Source organism: Peristeroidobacter agariperforans (assembly GCF_004138335.1).
Lineage (GTDB): Bacteria > Pseudomonadota > Gammaproteobacteria > Steroidobacterales > Steroidobacteraceae > Steroidobacter > Steroidobacter agariperforans.
In genome coordinates this window covers 2,719,457-2,735,172 of sequence record NZ_RYFW01000001.1, presented here as the reverse complement: position 1 = coordinate 2,735,172, position 15,716 = coordinate 2,719,457, and the positions used below count along the sequence as shown (strand labels likewise).

Sequence of the window (15,716 nt, the reverse complement as noted above, 5' to 3'; positions counted from 1 at the left end):
GTTAGTCTCCATGGCGCGTCATCGCGCGACCGGCGGCAGCAAAGCCCTTGGCATGTTCACCATACTTGATGGCGCGCTGATCGGCGGCATTGCCTTGCAATGCGCGCGCGTACACGCCCTGGGTGATCGCAGCCATGCGGAAATATGCAAACGACAAGAAGAACGGCCAGTCGGCGATGCGATCGCGGCCGGAGAACTTGCAATACAAGCTCAGGAATTCCTGCTCGTCCGGAATGCCGAGCTCGGCGATGTCGACACCGGCGAGCCCGCCGCTGCCGGTATCGCTCGGCGGAATTCGATAGAACATGCAGGCATAAGCCAGGTCGCTCAGCGGGTGACCGAGCGTCGCCAGCTCCCAATCGAGCACAGCAATGATGCGCGGTTCGGTGGGATGCAGAATCGTATTGCCGATCCGATAGTCGCCATGAACGATCGCGGTTTCGTCGCTGGCCGGCAGATGCGCCGCGAGCCAGGCCATCAGCTCGTTCATATCGGCGTTCTCTTCGGTCTTCGACGCCAGATATTGTTTGCTCCAGCGATCCAGCTGGCGCGCCACGTAGCCTTCGGGCTTGCCAAAATCCCCTAATCCGCAAGCTTTGTAGTCGACCCCGTGCAGCTTGGCGGCCACGCGTGCGTAGTCGGTGTAAATCGCACGACGTTCTGGTGGAGTGAGATTCGGCAAATGCACGCCGTTGATCACGCGGCCCTCGACATGATCCATCACATAAAACGGCGTGCCGATGATGCTTGGATCCTCGCACAGCACGCGTGCACGCGGCACCGGCACTTCCGTATCGGGCAGCGCGCGCAGGATGCGATATTCGCGCTCGATCAAATGCGCCGACGGCAACAGCTTGCCCGGCGGCTTTTTCCGCAGGACGAACTTCTTGGTGGGGGTCTGGATCAAATAAGTGGGGTTGGATTGCCCGCCTTGAAACTGACGCAGCTGCGCGGGCTGCGAGAAATCATCCAGGTGCCGTTGCAGGTACTGCCACAACGCCGCTTCGTCGAAACGGTGCTGCGGCAGGACGTCGATCAGAGAAACGTCTGACTGTGATACGGGCCCCGGCATTGCTCATCGTCTCCCTGGTTCGGCCCGTCATTGTATGCGCCAGCCCTCCATGCCGGAACTGCGCGTACGTGCAGAATTGATAGTGTCGTGAACTGTACCGCTGTGTGAAATAAATCTCACACTGGCGTGCGCCCGAGCTCAGAGTGAAATCGTCATCGCGCCGAACACGACGCCGAGATCCACGCCTCGGCCCGTGCCGCTCAGCGCCAATGAGACTTCACCCTTGGTCATCACCTGCGCGCCGGCTGATTTGATCACGCCAGCGTGCGCCTCGGCTGCGACATAAGTGCCCAGCAACTGCGCCGTGCTGCCGACGGCGGAGAACCTGCCCTGGCCATCCTCGATCGACGACTTGCCCACCGTGAGCCCGCCGCCTTTCGCCGACAGCTTCACCTTCAGCGACTGCCCGTTGTCGCAGTCGATCGTGCCGCGGCCGTCGGCAGTCTTGTAGAACGCCGACCAGCCCTGCATGGTGAACTTGAGCGTGCAGCGGACGTTGGCTTCGGGCGCGGCCGGCAGCGGGCCGGCGCCGGCGAGTGCCAGCAGGGATCCGAGCATGAACTTGCGAAGCATGCGCCCTCGCTTATCGATTCATTGGTGATGGAGCGCGGTACCTTGTGTTAGTGGTGCCGATGACCTCGAAAAGTTCCCGGGCGACGGAAATGCTGGATTAGGCAAGGATTGAGCCCGCTTTTACATGCAGCATCGCCGCGAAGCTGGGACAATCCGCCCCTGGAGGTCGATTTCCCCGCCATGACCCAGCCAGGATTGATCCACAGCGGCATCGCCGCCGACGAATTCTTCCGCTACTACGTCGACCGCGCCGAGCCGCTGGTGCTCGCGACGGTCGCGCAGACGCTGGGCTCGACCTATCGCAAGGCCGGCGCCCAGATGCTCATTGCCGGCGACGGACGCGTCGCCGGCCTGCTCAGCGGCGGTTGCCTCGAAGCGGACTTGATGGCGCGTGCCAGCGCTGTGCTCGCTAGCGGCGAGCCCGCCACCGTTCATTACGACACGCGCAGCTCCGATGACGTGATCTGGGGCATCGGGCTGGGTTGCGAAGGCGCGATGACCATTCTGTTGAGCCGGCTGGATCGCGCCAACGACTATCAGCCGTTCAACTTCGCATCCCGTTGCCGCTTCGATCAGATCGAAGCGAGCTTCGCCGTCGTCACTCAGTCGCGTAACCCGAAATATCCTCTGGGTGCGGCGTTCTGGACGCAGAACAAACATTCAGCTCCCGCCCCCGTAGCCGCGGCGATGGCTGTGCCAACGCCGCGAGGTGCGGGGCCGTCCAGTCAGGTCGTTGATGCTGAGGATGCGACGTTCCTGGTCGTGCCGATCGAATTGCCGCCTCGCCTGCTGCTGCTCGGCGCGGGCCCGGACGCCATGCCGCTGGTGGAAATTGCCGGCCTGATGAATTGGCAGGTCACCGTGATCGATCACCGTCCGGCGTACGCCATTGCGGATCGATTCCCCCGAGCCCGACGGGTCTTACTGAAACCATCCGCCGAGCTGCCGCAGGAATTGCATGCAGGACAGTACGATGCCGCGGTCGTGATGAGCCATCACCTGCTGTCGGACCAAGCGTATCTCGCGGCGCTCGCGGACAGCTCAATTCCTTATGTCGGCCTGCTCGGCCCCGCTCCCCGGCGCATTCGTTTGTTACACGAGATCGGCGATAAAGCCGCCAAGCTCAGCGGGCGTCTGTATGGCCCGATCGGCCTCGATCTCGGTGCGCGTTCGCCCGAGACCATCGCGCTGGCCATCGTCGCCGAGATTCAAGCCGTGATGGCAGGCCGCGAAGGCGGCTCCTTCAGCAAGGTAGCGCCGGGCTAGCCACGGCGCAGATCCCGCAGTACCCGCCGGGCATGCTTGTCGGGCCGCCCTTCGGGCGCAGGCGCGGCGAGCCGATTGCGCTCCCGCTGCTGCTCTCGCGCGGCGATGCTTTCCGGCGTCTCTTCATAATGCTGCCGGGCTTCTGGGGCCGGGCCACGCCGAACCGGCATGCCGCGCACGATCACTTCCAGTCGCGTTTCGTCCTTGGTGATGTGCAGCCGGTCGTCGACGTGCAGGACCCGCGAGGGTTTCACGCGATCGCCGTTCACATGTACCAGACCGCCGGCCACCGCTTCGGTAGCCTGGGAGCGGCTCTTGAACAGGCGTGCGAACCACAGCCATTTGTCGATGCGCAATCCGGACTGGTCGCCGGCGGATTTCTCGTCGGTCATGCCGGCAGTGTACGCCGTTAAAGTGACGCGGGTGCACGTAGGGGCATTCATTCGACACCGGGCCATCTGTATCCTCGACTCTCTGTCAGCACTTTCGGGTCGATACTGTTTCAAGGCATGGGCAACAGCGAGCACGTGACAACGGGGGCGACGACCGCCAGCAACAGCGACCAACTCAGCGTCGATCTGCTCATCATCGGCGGCGGCATCAATGGCGCCGGCATCGCGCGGGATGCGGCCGGGCGCGGCATGAAAGTGATGCTGGTCGAACAAGCGGATCTCGCCTCGGCGACCTCCTCCGCCAGCACCAAGCTCATCCATGGCGGCCTGCGCTATCTGGAGTTCTTCGAGTTCAGACTGGTGCGCGAGGCGCTGATCGAACGCGAGCGGTTGCTGCGAATCGCGCCTCACATCATCCGGCCGATGCAATTCATCCTGCCGCACGTGCCGGAGCTGCGGCCGCGCTGGCTGATGCGCCTCGGATTGTTCTTCTACGATCACATCGGCGGTCGCAAGATCCTGCCCGCGTCACGCAGCGTGCGTCTCGCCAACGGCGCATACGGAGCATTGCGGCCCGGACTGGATCACGGCTTTGCCTATTCCGATTGCTGGGTCGATGACAGCCGCCTGGTCGTGCTCAACGCGCTGGACGCGGCGTTGCGTGGCGCGTCGATTCGCACGCGCACGCGTTTTCTAAGTGCGAAGGTCGACGGCTCGCTGTGGCTCGCAACCGTTCAAGACGTGAAGAGCAATGAGACGACGCAAGTGCGCGCCCGCGCGATCGTCAACGCCGCGGGCCCGTGGGTGCAGGAAGTGCTCAAAGGGTTTCCCAAGATGGACAACGAAGGGCACGTCCGCCTGGTCAAGGGAAGTCACATCGTCGTGCCCCGGCTGTACAGCGGCGAGCACGCCTTCATGCTGCAAAATCCCGACGGCCGCATCGTGTTCACGATTCCTTATCAGGAAGCCTTCACGCTGGTCGGCACCACCGACGTGCCCTTCAGCGGCGATGCGACCAATGTCAGCATCTCGCCCGAAGAAGTCCTGTATCTGTGCAGCACCATCAACAGTTACTTCCGCAAGGGCATCGCGCCCTCGGATGTGAAATGGAGCTACGCGGGCGTGCGGCCGCTCTCCGACGACGAATCGAAGAACGCATCGAAAGTCACACGCGACTATAAGCTCGAGCTGACCGAAACGACTCCCGATGCTCCACCGCTGCTATCGGTATTCGGTGGCAAGATCACGACCTATCGCCGGCTCGCCGAAAGTGCGCTCAGCAAACTGCAGCCGCACCTGGATAGCAGCGACCGCGAATGGACCAACAAGGCCGCTTTGCCCGGCGGCGATCTACCACGCGCTGACTTTGCCGCGTTCGCTGAGGGCGTACACAAGCGGTGGCCCTTCCTGTCTGCCTCTCTGGCTCACCGCTTGGCGCGAGCGTACGGCACGCGCGTCGAGAAGATTCTCGGCAAGGCCCAGGCCATGCTGGATTTGGGCGAGCACTACGGCGCCGGCCTCACGCAAGCCGAAATCGACTATCTGGTCACGAACGAGTGGGCCCGCAGCGCCGATGACATTCTGTGGCGGCGAACCAAGCTCGGGCTGCACCTGGACCCGCAGCAGCGGCAGCGAGTCGCACAGTTGTTCGATTCGCAACAAAGTTGAGCGCGGCCTGCGTGGCCAGCTCGACCGGGACTCCGGTAAGCTGGAGTCCGACAAAAGTCGCGCCTTTTGGCGGACGTATCGAAAGGGCCTCGGCCGCTTTCGATCAGAGGATATGAATGAATCGCCGCACACTCATCCGCGCCGCGGTCGGCGCAGGTCTCGCAGCCTTCAGCGGGCTGCCCGCATTCGCAGCCAATAACACATCGCCCGCGCTCGATGCCCTGCTGCAACGACTCGCGGAAGACTACCTGCGACGTAGTCCGGAACAAGCGACCCAGTATGAATTCGATGTCGGCTCGAATGCTGGCCTGCGCTCTCAGCTCGACGACCGCTCGCTCGCCGCGACAGCCAGGGATCATGAATCCGCGACTCGCGCGCTGAGCGAGCTTGGGAAAATCGATCGCACGAAGCTCGATCCCGCCGCACAGCTCGACTACGACACTGCCGTGTTCGTTTACTCGATGCTCAAGGATCTGACCGGGCGCTACGGCACCATGGACATCGACCTGCGTCCAAGCCCGTTCCCCGTCAGCCAGATGAACGGCACCTATTATTGGTTGCCGGAGTTTCTGGGCTCACGTCATCCGCTGCAGTCGGCGCAGGATGTCGATGCCTATTTCTCGCGCCTGAGCGCCTTGGCGCGCTCGCTGGATCAAGAGACCGAAAGAATTCGTCACGATGCGGGCATCGGCGTCATTCCGCCCAGCTTCGTGATCAAACGGACCCTGGCGCAGATCCAGACATTGCGCGATACGCCGCCGGCGCAGACCGCCATGATCGGCCCAGCGATCGAGCGAGCCCAGGCCAAGAAGCTTGGCGACCTCGGGCCGCGTGCCGAACAAATATTCCGCTCGCAGATCGTTCCGGCTCTCAACCGCCAAATGCAGGCACTGGAAGCACTCTCGCCAAAAGCCAAGACATCGGCCGGCGTTTGGGCGCTTCCCGACGGCGAGGCTTATTACGCAGCGGCCGTGCATTCGAACACGACGACCAAGATCGAGCCTGGTGAACTGCACAAGCGCGGCCTGCAACTGGTTGCGGATATCAGCGCGCAGCTCGATCGCAGCCTGCAGGAACAAGGATTGAAAAGCGGGCCAATCGGGGAACGCGTCAAGGCCCTGGATGCGGATCCTCGCTTCCTCGTGCCGGAGAACGATGCGGGACGTGAGCAACTGCTCGCGGCCGCGCGCAACGACATCGCCGCGATCCGCGCACTGCTCCCGAAGGGCTTCAAGACGATTCCGAAAGATGAGCTGCTGGTGAAGCGCATTCCTGTCGCCATCGAAAATGGCGCGCCCGGCGCGTTCTACAGCGATGGCGTCGGCGGCCAGCCCGGCACGTTCTCGTTGAATTTGAAATCGCCCGCTGAGCTGCCGTTGTGGCGGCTGCCGACGCTGGCCCATCATGAAGGCATTCCGGGTCATCACTTCCAGTTCGCCGTGTTGCGTGCGGCGGGCGAGCTCTCATTGTTCCGCCGGCTGGTGCGTTTCTCTGCGTACACAGAAGGCTGGGCGTTGTACGCCGAGCGCGTCGCCGACGAGTTGGGCATTTACCAAAAGAATCCAGCGGGTCGGGTCGGGCTGCTGCAGTCGGAGCTGTTCCGCGCCGCCCGCATCGTGGTGGACACCGGCATTCATCATCATCGCTGGACCCGCGAGCAGGCCGTCAAATGGATGGTCGAGAACGCCGGCGAGCGCCAGATGTCCAGCGAGCGGGAGATCGACCGCTATTGTGTGTATCCCGGCCAGGCCTGCAGCTTCATGGTCGGCGCCACTGGGATTCGCGCCGCGCGCGAGCGGGCGCGCCAGCAAATGGGCAGCCGCTTCGATGTGCGGCTCTATCACGATCTGGTGTTGAGGTCGGGACCGGTGCCGATCGATGTGCTGCACGCCGCGGTGGATCAGTGGAGCAAGTCCGCGCCCGGCCCATAAAACGTAACGCGTGCCACCCCAGGCACAGGGATGTGCCCGCCGCCGCAGGCGGCGAGCGCAGGGGGAAAAGTCGCGCCTTTTCCCCTCTGCGCCACAGCGCGAGTGGCAGGATGCCCGAGTCGCGTTTTTAGAAGCGAAACTGCAACTCCATCCCATACGTTCGCGGATAGGTCAGCGAAACCGTGCGACGCGACCCCACCGGCGTAGGCGTGCCTCCCGTCGAGCTGCCGTAGCCAATCTCGTCGAACGCATTTTTCACGAAGCCGATCACGGTGTAGCGGTTCTCGGCATCGTTCCATAACAGGCGAAAGTCCGCGAGCTCGAACGACGGCGCGGTGTAGATGGGATTGTTCCAGATCGTCGATTGCTGATCGTTGGTATCGGTGTACATGCCGCTCGCGGTGAGCGACCCAGCCGCAAAACCCCACGTGTAGTTCGCACCCACGGTCCACTTGTGCTCCGGCGACAGCGGCAAACGATTACCTACCAGCGTCTGCGCCACATCGCCATTCGGCAGCACACTCACCGGCTGAGCGCCCGACGTAAGTGCTCTGGGATCCGCGTTATCCACGAAACAGCAGCCGCGAGTGATCTCCGTATCGAGATACGAATAACTCGCCAGCAACTGCAATCGGTCGATCGGCGACCAGACGGCCTCCAGTTCCACACCCTGCACTCGCGCCTGCAAGTTCAAGAACCGGCTGGCAGTGATCGTGCCGAGCGACACAGTGAGAGGCGTCTGGAATCCATCGTAATCACTGTAGAACACAGCGGTATTGAGCTGCACTCGATCCGCGATCACCGTCTTCACGCCGAGCTCGTACGAATCGACATACTCCGGATCGGCGTACGGATTGGGCGTCAGGCCATTGGAGCCGAGCCAGCCACCCGATTTGTAGCCGCGGCTGTAGCGCAGATACAAATTCGTGTTGTCGTTGGGTTCCCACTGCAGGCCGGTCGTGCCGGTTACCGCATCCCAATCGCCTGCGAGATCGCGCCGTAGACCACCACCTGGGTTGGGCTGGAGATCGGGAGCGCAAGCGGTCGCGCCGCAGACCTGACTCTGCGTCACATCGAGCGCGAGCGCTTGAGTCTGCGCAAGCACGGCGGCGCCAACCAGCGGACCGAGGGTGGGCACCTGCGTTTGTATGTACGAAAGCGGCGTACCCGCAGGAAACAAATTGATGATCGCATTCTCGAGCGTCGTCCCCGCATCGGCCGCGGCGATGGCAGTACCGGGCGTGCGCGCCACATACCTCGCCATATCGATGCCCGTCTTCTTGTCCTTCGTGTACCGCAGGCCCAGCGTGTAGGTCCACTCCTCGGCGAACGTCCAATCCATTTGACCGAACCCCGCGTAGGAGTCCGTCTCCAGGTGACCGTCCACCGCGAGGAACGCGCCGCTTGGGTTCGACGGCGCACCGAGCGGATTCAGGATCGCGTTGTCGCCCACGACCCGGATGCCCTGCGGCTGGTCCCACTTCTGGCTGTATTGATACAAACCGACGATCCATTGCAGATCGCCATCGCCATTCGATGAGAGATTCAGCTCGTTCGACTGCCACTGCTGTCGCTCGTGATAGTACGTGCGAGCGTCGGGCGTTACATTGAGCGCGTTGAATGACGCCGTGATCGTCTGACTCGGCAGCGGCCCGCTCGGGCCATCGAGATCGACCGACAACGGCCCGCTCGCCGGAATACTGAAGAGGCCGGTTCGCGGCGTGCCATCGCTATCCGATGATGTGAAGTACGTGTACTGCTGGTAGCCGGATAGCAGCTTGAGCGTCGCGCCATCGAAATCCGCTGTCACGTCCAGATGGATGCGGTGCTGGTGCGACAGCGTGCCGGCGGCATCCGAGTTGGTGTCGATCGTGTAGGGATCGGCAACGCTCGGATTGGGCTCGGTGTAGCCGAACACGGTGTTGTAGTACAGCGCCGAGGTGCCCGTTCCTGCCAGTGAAATATTGTTATAGGGCGAGATGACGCTGCCCAGCGTGTTACCCACGCCATAACTATCCTGCCACTCGAACTTCGAATATCTCAGCCGCGCCACCACTCGTTCGCCAAGATCGGCTTCGAGCTGGGCCTCGACGAACCAGCGATCGCTGTCGGCCGTGTCGGCGCCCGGTCCGATGTTATTGATGAAGCCCTCCTCACGACGATCCTTCGACCCACCGACCAGGAAACGGATCGACTCGGTGATCGGCCCACGCAGCAGCGCATCGGTGCGCCAGCTGCCGTAGTTGCCGAAAGTGCCACGCACCTCGCCGTTGAAGTCTTTGGTCGGACGCTTGGCGATGACGTTGAGCGTCCCGCCGATGGAGTTCCGCCCGTACAACGTGCCCTGCGGGCCGCGCAGGATCTCGGTGCGATCGATGAATAGCGACGGCGTCGAAGTATCGGCCATGGACGTGGAAAAAATGCCATCGGAATACAACGCCACGGATGGATCGGTGCCGATGTTATTGGTGAGACGGCCGAAGCCGCGAATCGAGAGGCGGTCGTTGTTGGTATAACTCAAGCTCGGCGTGATGCGCGCCACATCCTCGATAGTATTGACCCCGATCAGATCCCGACGCGCGCTGGTGTAAGCGGAAACGGCAACTGGCACTTCTTGAAGCGTCTGCTCGCGCTTTTCGGCAGTGACCACGACTTCTTCCAGTACTGAACTTTTCGTGTCCTGTGCGTTTGAAATCCCACTCACGCACAACAGGCCGCCCATGACGGACAGCAATCCTCGCTGTGACATCTTCATGAGAACCCCCGTTCGGATGAGCGACATCCGACCATTAATTATGTGTGGAATCGACGATCGCTCTGCGGTCGCATCGATGGTATGAACTGCGCCTTCCTACAGCAACACTCCAAAGCAAGCCTGCAGCACGGAATATATACAAACATTCCTGCGCCCCCTCCGAAGGGAGGGGGACAGGAGTGGTCTTATGTGCCAAAGCGGAACTGCGCTTCGACGCCATACACGCGCGGGGCGGTTGGTGAGGTCGTGAGAGTGCGCACGCCCCATGCGGATTGCGTTGCGCCTACTGCCTCATAACCTTCGTCATCGAACACGTTGCGCACGAAACCGATCAACGTGTAGCGGCCGTCCGGCGCGTTCCAAAGCACGCGCAAATCCGTCTCGTCGTACGACGGCGCGAGGTTGTAGTCGCGCGCGAACACGGAGTAGTACGTTTCGTCTCGATACGTCCACGTGCCCGAAAGCGTGAGGGCGCCCAACGGCATCTGCCACGTGTAGTTGGCGTTGAACGCGATCTTGTTTTCCGGCGAGCTCGGCAAGCGTCCACCGTCGATGCGCTGACCGATTTGCTGACCGGGCACCGGAGTGCCGCAGGGACGCGCATCGGGAGCAGTGGCGCGCGTGTCATCGCCATCGATGAAGCAGCGCGTGTCCTCGATCTCGGTGTCGAGATAGCTGTAACTCAGATTCAGCTGCAGGGCATCGGTGACCGCCCACAACGCCTCCAGCTCCACGCCCTGTGAAACGGCGTTGTCGAGATTGAAGAAGCGCGATTCATTGATGTTGGACACCGGATCGCGGACCGTCGAGGGATACTGCGCATCTTTGTAGTCGTAATGGAAGATCGACAGGTTCGCGGTCAGGCGCCCGAAGAGGGTCTGTTTCAGGCCCAGCTCGTAAGCGTTGATGTATTCCGGCTCGGTGTAGCCGGTGCGGTCCGGTGCAAATGCACCGGCGTTGAAGCCGCCGCTCTTATAGCCTCGCGTGTACTTGGCGAAAGCCATCGTGTCGGAGTTGGGTGACCACTGCAGCCCCGCCGTACCGGTCGTCGCGTGCCATTTGCCGCTGAGCGGGTTACGTATATCGATCTCGCTGTAGTACGCATAGGGAACGCCAGGGACACCGTACAGCGCACGCGTTCGATACTCCTCCGCGTCTTTATTGTCCTCGGTGTAACGCAATCCGATGGTGGTCTTCCAGGTCGGCGAGAAGCTGTAATCGATCTGTCCGAACACGGCCCGCGCATCCGCGTCCAGAAACGCACCGGCAATCTGCAAATTATGGTCGGGATTCGGCGGACCGAGCACCGTCGGCGTCGTGCGAGCCATGCGCGGCGTCGCCAGTTCCGTCTGCTGCGGCACGCGCACGCCGGAATTCTGATTCACCTGCTCGTGATATTGATACAGGCCGATGATCCATTGCAGGTCGCCGTCGCCGGTCGAGATCAGGTTCAGCTCGTTGCTGTAGTACTCCTTGTCCTCCATGTAGAACGCTTCGATCTGCGGGAAGATCGTGAACGGCACGCCGCCGGCCACGGTTCGGTAAGGTCCGCGATCGATGGTGTCGTAATCGGACACTTGCGAGTACGTCGAGCCCGTGTAGCCGCCGACGTACTTCAGATCCGCCCAATCCATGTGGCCGACCAGCTCCATCACATAGGAATGATTGCCGTCCAGATTGGCTCGAAACGGAGTGTCGTTGTTGTACAGCCGATGATTTTCGTTGCTCGGATTGGTTGCGGTGAAGGGCGCCGACACCGGCTGGGTCGGCGTGCCGTTGAACGTGGAGTTTGGAAACAAACCGCCGAAGTACGTCGGCGCGATGTCGTAGGGAGTGGTCGCGATGGTCGAACGGCGCGCCTGATTCCACTCCGCGTGGCTGTATCGGATCCAGCCGTCGACGCGCTCGCCGATGTTGAATTCGAGCTGCTGCTCGACATAGAGATCATCGCTGGCGTTGCCCTCGGTCTCGTCGCTGTTCACATCGCGGAAGAAGCCGCGCCCTTGCCCGCCCTTCGTGCCGGCCGTGCGAAACCGTAGCCAGTCGGTGATGGGACCCGACAGCGCGGCTTCGAAATATCTGGTTTCGTAATTGCCGGCGGTAGCGCGCACTTCGCCCTGAAAGGTATCGGTCGGCCGCTTGGAAATGATATTCAGCGCGCCGCCGATCGAATTGCGCCCGTACAGCGTGCCCTGCGGTCCGCGCAGCACTTCGATGCGATCGATGATGATCGGACGCTTGCCCGCCTCGTAATTGCTCGCTGTGTAGAAGCCGTCCGAGTAAGCCGCAACGCCAGGGTCGGAGCCATAGTTGTTGGTGAGTCGCCCGACGCCGCGCAGACTCATGCGATCCAGCGTGCTCGCGAATGAAAGGCCGGGGGTGAAATCCGTCAGTTCGCCGATGGTGATGACGCCCATGACATCGCGCATCTCCGCCGTCATTGCCGTCACCGCGATCGGCACATCCTGCACGCTTTCACTGCGCTTCTGCGCCGTGACCACGATCTCTTCCAGCAGGTTGTCGACCGCTCCCTGTGCCAGTACCGGACTCGTCGCAGAAATGCTCAACAGGCTGCCGATGGACAGCCACGCTCGTCCTGTCGCCTTCATGAATCCCCCTCGCACCGCTCACGGTGCGGTCCGAATCGTTATTTGGAATCTGAGGTCGCTCTGCAGACATACCGAGAATAAGAATTTTCTTTGTTAGATAGCAATATGCCTGGATAATCCCACTGCTCAGAACTGTACTCAGTCTTCTAGAAAGCTGTACTCCAGGGCGCGGAACCTAGCTGACCTGCTAGCCGTCATCCGCACAGTGGCACAATCCGCGCTTCGGCACGGGCAGCGTGAGGTCGATGTGAAGCAGGACTTTCTTCAGCGATTGACGGCAGAGACGGAACAGCTGCGCGTGCAAGGGCTGTTCAAGCCGGAGCGGGTGCTGAGCTCGCCGCAAAGCTCGTCGGTGCGGGTGGTCGGCGGCGAAGAAGTCCTGAACCTCTGCGCCAACAATTACCTGGGGCTGGCCAATCATGCTTCGGTGCGCGAAGCGGCCCGCCTGGCGCTGGACCGTTACGGTTACGGCATGGCCTCGGTGCGTTTCATCTGCGGCACGCACCAGATCCACAAGGATCTGGAAGAACGATTGAGCCGCTTTCTCGGCACTGACGACACCATCCTTTATTCCTCCTGCTTCGATGCCAACGGCGGTTTGTTCGAAACCTTGCTCGACGAGCAGGACGCGGTCATCAGCGACGCGCTGAATCACGCCAGCATCATCGACGGTATCCGCCTGTGCAAAGCGCAGCGCTTTCGTTATGCGAACAACGATCTGGACGAGCTCGAAACTCGCCTGAAGGAAGCAGCGCACTGCCGAGTGCGGCTGATCGCCACCGACGGCGTGTTCTCGATGGACGGCGTGATCGCGCGTCTGAAGGAGATCTGCGATCTGGCCGATCGCTACGACGCGCTGGTGATGGTCGATGATTCGCATTCGGTCGGCTTCGTCGGCGAGCGCGGCCGCGGCACGCACGAACTGCGAGGCGTGATGGATCGCGTCGATATCATCACCGGCACGCTCGGTAAGGCGCTGGGCGGGGCTGCCGGAGGATATACATCGGGCCGCAAGGAGATCGTCACCTGGCTGCGCCAACGCTCCCGGCCGTATTTGTTCTCGAACAGCATCCCGCCCTTCATCGCCGCGGCGAGCCTGCGAGTGCTGGATCTACTGGAAGCAGACGATAAGTTGCGCTCGCGGCTATGGGACAACGCCGCGCATTTCCGTAAACAAATGACCGCTGCCGGCTTCAATCTCGTGCCGGGCGAGCATCCCATCATTCCAGTCATGCTCGGCGATGCCAAGGTTGCAGCCGAGTTCGCGCAGCGGCTGCTCCAGCACGGTGTTTATGTCATCGGCTTCTCATTCCCGGTGGTTCCCCACGGCAAGGCGCGCATCCGCACACAAATGTCGGCGGCTCACACGACCCAACAACTGGACAAGGCCGTGGCTGCATTCGCCACAGTAGGCAAAGAGCTCGGCGTCATTCGATAATCTGCAGCGCCCACGCTGCGCTTTGCTCAATCGGATCAACACAAGCACACTCTCATGCGCGCACTAGTCAAAGCCCATGCTGCCGTCGGCATTGAACTGCAGGATATTCCCAAGCCGACGGTCGGCCCCAACGACGTGATGATTCGAGTCAAGCGGACCGCGATCTGCGGCACCGACATGCACATCTACAATTGGGATGCGTGGGCGCAGAAGACCATTCCCGTGCCGATGGCCGTGGGCCACGAGTACAGCGGCGAAGTGGTCGAGGTCGGCAGCGAAGTACAAGGCTTCAAGCCGGGAGATCGTGTTTCGGGCGAAGGCCACATCACGTGCGGCTACTGCCGCAACTGTCGCGCCGGACGGCGGCACCTGTGTCGTAACACGCAGGGTGTCGGCGTGAATCGCCAGGGCTCGTTTGCAGAATACGTCGTCATTCCAGCCTTCAACGCGTTCAAATTGCCGGCGGCCATCGACGACGAGATCGCGTCCATTCTCGATCCACTCGGCAATGCCGTACACACCGCGCTGGCATTCGACGTGGTCGGCGAGGATGTTTTGATCACGGGCGCCGGCCCGATCGGCATCATGGCGGTGGCGATCGTTCGTTTCATCGGCGCGCGCAACGTAGTGATCACCGACGTAAATGACTATCGCCTGGACCTGGCGCGCAAGATGGGCGCTACCCTGGCGCTGAACGTCACGCGCGACTCGCTCGACGACGCGATGAAACAACTCGGCATGCAGGAAGGCTTCGACGTCGGCCTGGAAATGTCCGGCAACGCCTCCGCCCTGCGCAGCATGCTCCGCACGCTACATCACGGCGGCAGCGTCGCCATGCTCGGCATCCCTGCCACCGAAGTCGCCATCGACTGGAACGAAGTGGTCTTCAAGGGCCTCACCATCAAGGGCATCTACGGCCGCCAGATGTTCGAGACCTGGTACAAGATGGCCGCCATGCTCCAGAGCGGCCTGAACATCCGCCCCATCATCACTCACCGCCTGCCGGTCAGCGAATATCAGCGCGCCTTCGAAATCATGGGCGCCGGCCAGTCAGGCAAGGTGGTGATGAATTGGGAAACGGGCTGAAGGCGCTACTTCGGCCACACGATGAAGCGCCGAGTCGCGATCTGCTTCGGCTCGGCGCCGGCCTGCTGTAACAATCGATCCAGGTCTTCCAGGTCTCGGGGCGTCAGCACGAGACTCGCTTCGTTCGGTTGATACGTTGTGCCAGCTGCGTACTGCGTGCCATCGCGCGCAAGCTCGATGTGCGTGCCCATGACGGCAGCCACCGGGTGAGTGTTCGCAAACGTCGCCATGCGCCGCACGCTGACGCGAAACGCCGCCCAATCTCTCACGTAGAGGCGGCCGGGATAGACGCTGTCTCCGGTCAGCAGCCATCGCGTGCGATCGTCGTAAACGACCAACGCTTCGTCCTGATGGCCGGGCGCGGGGAGCACAGTCAGTGTGCGACCTCCCAGATCGATCGTGGCCTCGCCGTCCGGCCAACTCGTGAAACCAAAATGCTCTCGCACGGCAGTCGCAGTGGGCTCGACCAGTGTGGCGCCGGGCTTACCACGAAACTGCGCGTCGGCGGCGACATGGTCGCCGTGACTGTGAGAGTGTGTGACCAGGATTTTCAGTTTCTCAGCGCCCCGTTGACGCATGAGCTGTCGAACGGTTTCGTAGAGCGGGAACTGCTCGGGATCTGCCGTCGCCCCGGTGTCCTGAATGAACAGCGTGTGCTCGCCGAACATCAAGTAGATGAAGGGCCCCTCAAAATTCGCGCATTTGTTCTGCCTGAGAATGTAGGTGTCGGGCTCGAACTGAAACGTTTCGATGGGCGGATCGCGATTCTCGGCGCAATTCGCCGATCCATGAATCCACACCTTCTCGCTCAACTCATCGGCGCGTGCCAGGCTGAAAAACGACAGCACGGCCGCCGCCACCAGAATCAGTCCGATAACCGTGCGGGCATGTCGTTCAGCCAGCCGGCTTGAGAACTGCGTCAAGAT

General features: G+C 61.9%; 11 protein-coding genes. 5 read left to right on the top strand and 6 right to left on the bottom strand.

Annotated elements, in window-relative coordinates; all coding sequences use genetic code 11:
• Window position 1 precedes the first annotated feature (1 nt).
• The gene (locus tag EK373_RS11915) at window positions 2-1,072 is read right to left on the bottom strand and encodes a phosphotransferase (RefSeq protein ID WP_129642862.1); all 1,071 of its coding nucleotides are present in this window, start codon (window positions 1,070-1,072) and stop codon (window positions 2-4) included.
• Window positions 1,073-1,210: 138 nt separating this feature from the next.
• Window positions 1,211-1,645, bottom strand: a complete 435-nt coding sequence (locus tag EK373_RS11910; protein ID WP_129642861.1) for a hypothetical protein — start codon at window positions 1,643-1,645, stop codon at window positions 1,211-1,213.
• A gap of 180 nt (window positions 1,646-1,825) precedes the next feature.
• On the opposite strand from EK373_RS11910, the gene EK373_RS11905 reads away from it, so the two are divergent.
• Complete coding sequence (locus tag EK373_RS11905; RefSeq protein ID WP_129642860.1) at window positions 1,826-2,911, top strand: XdhC family protein; 1,086 nt, start codon at window positions 1,826-1,828, stop codon at window positions 2,909-2,911.
• Here EK373_RS11905 and EK373_RS33985 read toward each other — a convergent pair.
• Complete coding sequence (locus EK373_RS33985) at window positions 2,908-3,303, bottom strand: RNA-binding S4 domain-containing protein (RefSeq protein WP_129642859.1); 396 nt, start codon at window positions 3,301-3,303, stop codon at window positions 2,908-2,910. The two genes, EK373_RS11905 and EK373_RS33985, sit on opposite strands and share 4 nt — an antisense overlap.
• Window positions 3,304-3,438: 135 nt before the next feature.
• On the opposite strand from EK373_RS33985, the gene glpD reads away from it, so the two are divergent.
• Entirely contained in the window at window positions 3,439-4,971 is a 1,533-nt protein-coding gene (gene glpD, locus EK373_RS11895) for a glycerol-3-phosphate dehydrogenase (RefSeq protein ID WP_232831076.1), read from the top strand.
• A 116-nt stretch (window positions 4,972-5,087) separates the two neighbouring features.
• The gene (locus EK373_RS11890) at window positions 5,088-6,902 is read left to right on the top strand and encodes a DUF885 domain-containing protein (protein WP_129642857.1); all 1,815 of its coding nucleotides are present in this window, start codon (window positions 5,088-5,090) and stop codon (window positions 6,900-6,902) included.
• 127 nt (window positions 6,903-7,029) lie between these two features.
• On the opposite strand, the gene EK373_RS11885 is transcribed toward EK373_RS11890, so the two are convergent.
• Window positions 7,030-9,657 carry a TonB-dependent receptor gene (locus tag EK373_RS11885; protein WP_198683231.1) on the bottom strand — a complete coding sequence of 876 codons (2,628 nt, stop codon included), beginning with the start codon at window positions 9,655-9,657 and terminating at the stop codon, window positions 7,030-7,032.
• A gap of 185 nt (window positions 9,658-9,842) precedes the next feature.
• Window positions 9,843-12,266, bottom strand: coding sequence for a TonB-dependent receptor (locus EK373_RS11880; RefSeq protein ID WP_129642855.1), 2,424 nt, complete (start codon window positions 12,264-12,266; stop codon window positions 9,843-9,845).
• 247 nt (window positions 12,267-12,513) lie between these two features.
• Here EK373_RS11880 and EK373_RS11875 point away from each other — a divergent pair, with 247 nt between their 5' ends.
• The gene (locus EK373_RS11875; protein ID WP_129643655.1) at window positions 12,514-13,704 is read left to right on the top strand and encodes a glycine C-acetyltransferase; all 1,191 of its coding nucleotides are present in this window, start codon (window positions 12,514-12,516) and stop codon (window positions 13,702-13,704) included.
• 54 nt (window positions 13,705-13,758) lie between these two features.
• Complete coding sequence (gene tdh / locus EK373_RS11870; RefSeq protein ID WP_129642854.1) at window positions 13,759-14,790, top strand: L-threonine 3-dehydrogenase; 1,032 nt, start codon at window positions 13,759-13,761, stop codon at window positions 14,788-14,790.
• A 5-nt stretch (window positions 14,791-14,795) separates the two neighbouring features.
• On the opposite strand, the gene EK373_RS11865 is transcribed toward tdh, so the two are convergent.
• Window positions 14,796-15,713 (bottom strand): MBL fold metallo-hydrolase, encoded by a 918-nt coding sequence (locus tag EK373_RS11865; protein WP_157994331.1) that lies wholly within the window; start codon window positions 15,711-15,713, stop codon window positions 14,796-14,798.
• Window positions 15,714-15,716: the final 3 nt, after the last annotated feature.

What these genes read in the sequence shown, in the direction of transcription:
- EK373_RS11915 (WP_129642862.1), bottom strand. Translation starts at nt 1,072, where the DNA reads ATGCCGGGGCCCGTATCACAGTCAGACGTTTCTCTGATCGACGTCCTG.
- EK373_RS11910 (WP_129642861.1), bottom strand. Translation starts at nt 1,645, where the DNA reads ATGCTTCGCAAGTTCATGCTCGGATCCCTGCTGGCACTCGCCGGCGCC.
- EK373_RS11905 (WP_129642860.1), top strand. Translation starts at nt 1,826, where the DNA reads ATGACCCAGCCAGGATTGATCCACAGCGGCATCGCCGCCGACGAATTC.
- EK373_RS33985 (WP_129642859.1), bottom strand. Translation starts at nt 3,303, where the DNA reads ATGACCGACGAGAAATCCGCCGGCGACCAGTCCGGATTGCGCATCGAC.
- EK373_RS11890 (WP_129642857.1), top strand. Translation starts at nt 5,088, where the DNA reads ATGAATCGCCGCACACTCATCCGCGCCGCGGTCGGCGCAGGTCTCGCA.
- EK373_RS11885 (WP_198683231.1), bottom strand. Translation starts at nt 9,657, where the DNA reads ATGAAGATGTCACAGCGAGGATTGCTGTCCGTCATGGGCGGCCTGTTG.
- EK373_RS11880 (WP_129642855.1), bottom strand. Translation starts at nt 12,266, where the DNA reads ATGAAGGCGACAGGACGAGCGTGGCTGTCCATCGGCAGCCTGTTGAGC.
- tdh (WP_129642854.1), top strand. Translation starts at nt 13,759, where the DNA reads ATGCGCGCACTAGTCAAAGCCCATGCTGCCGTCGGCATTGAACTGCAG.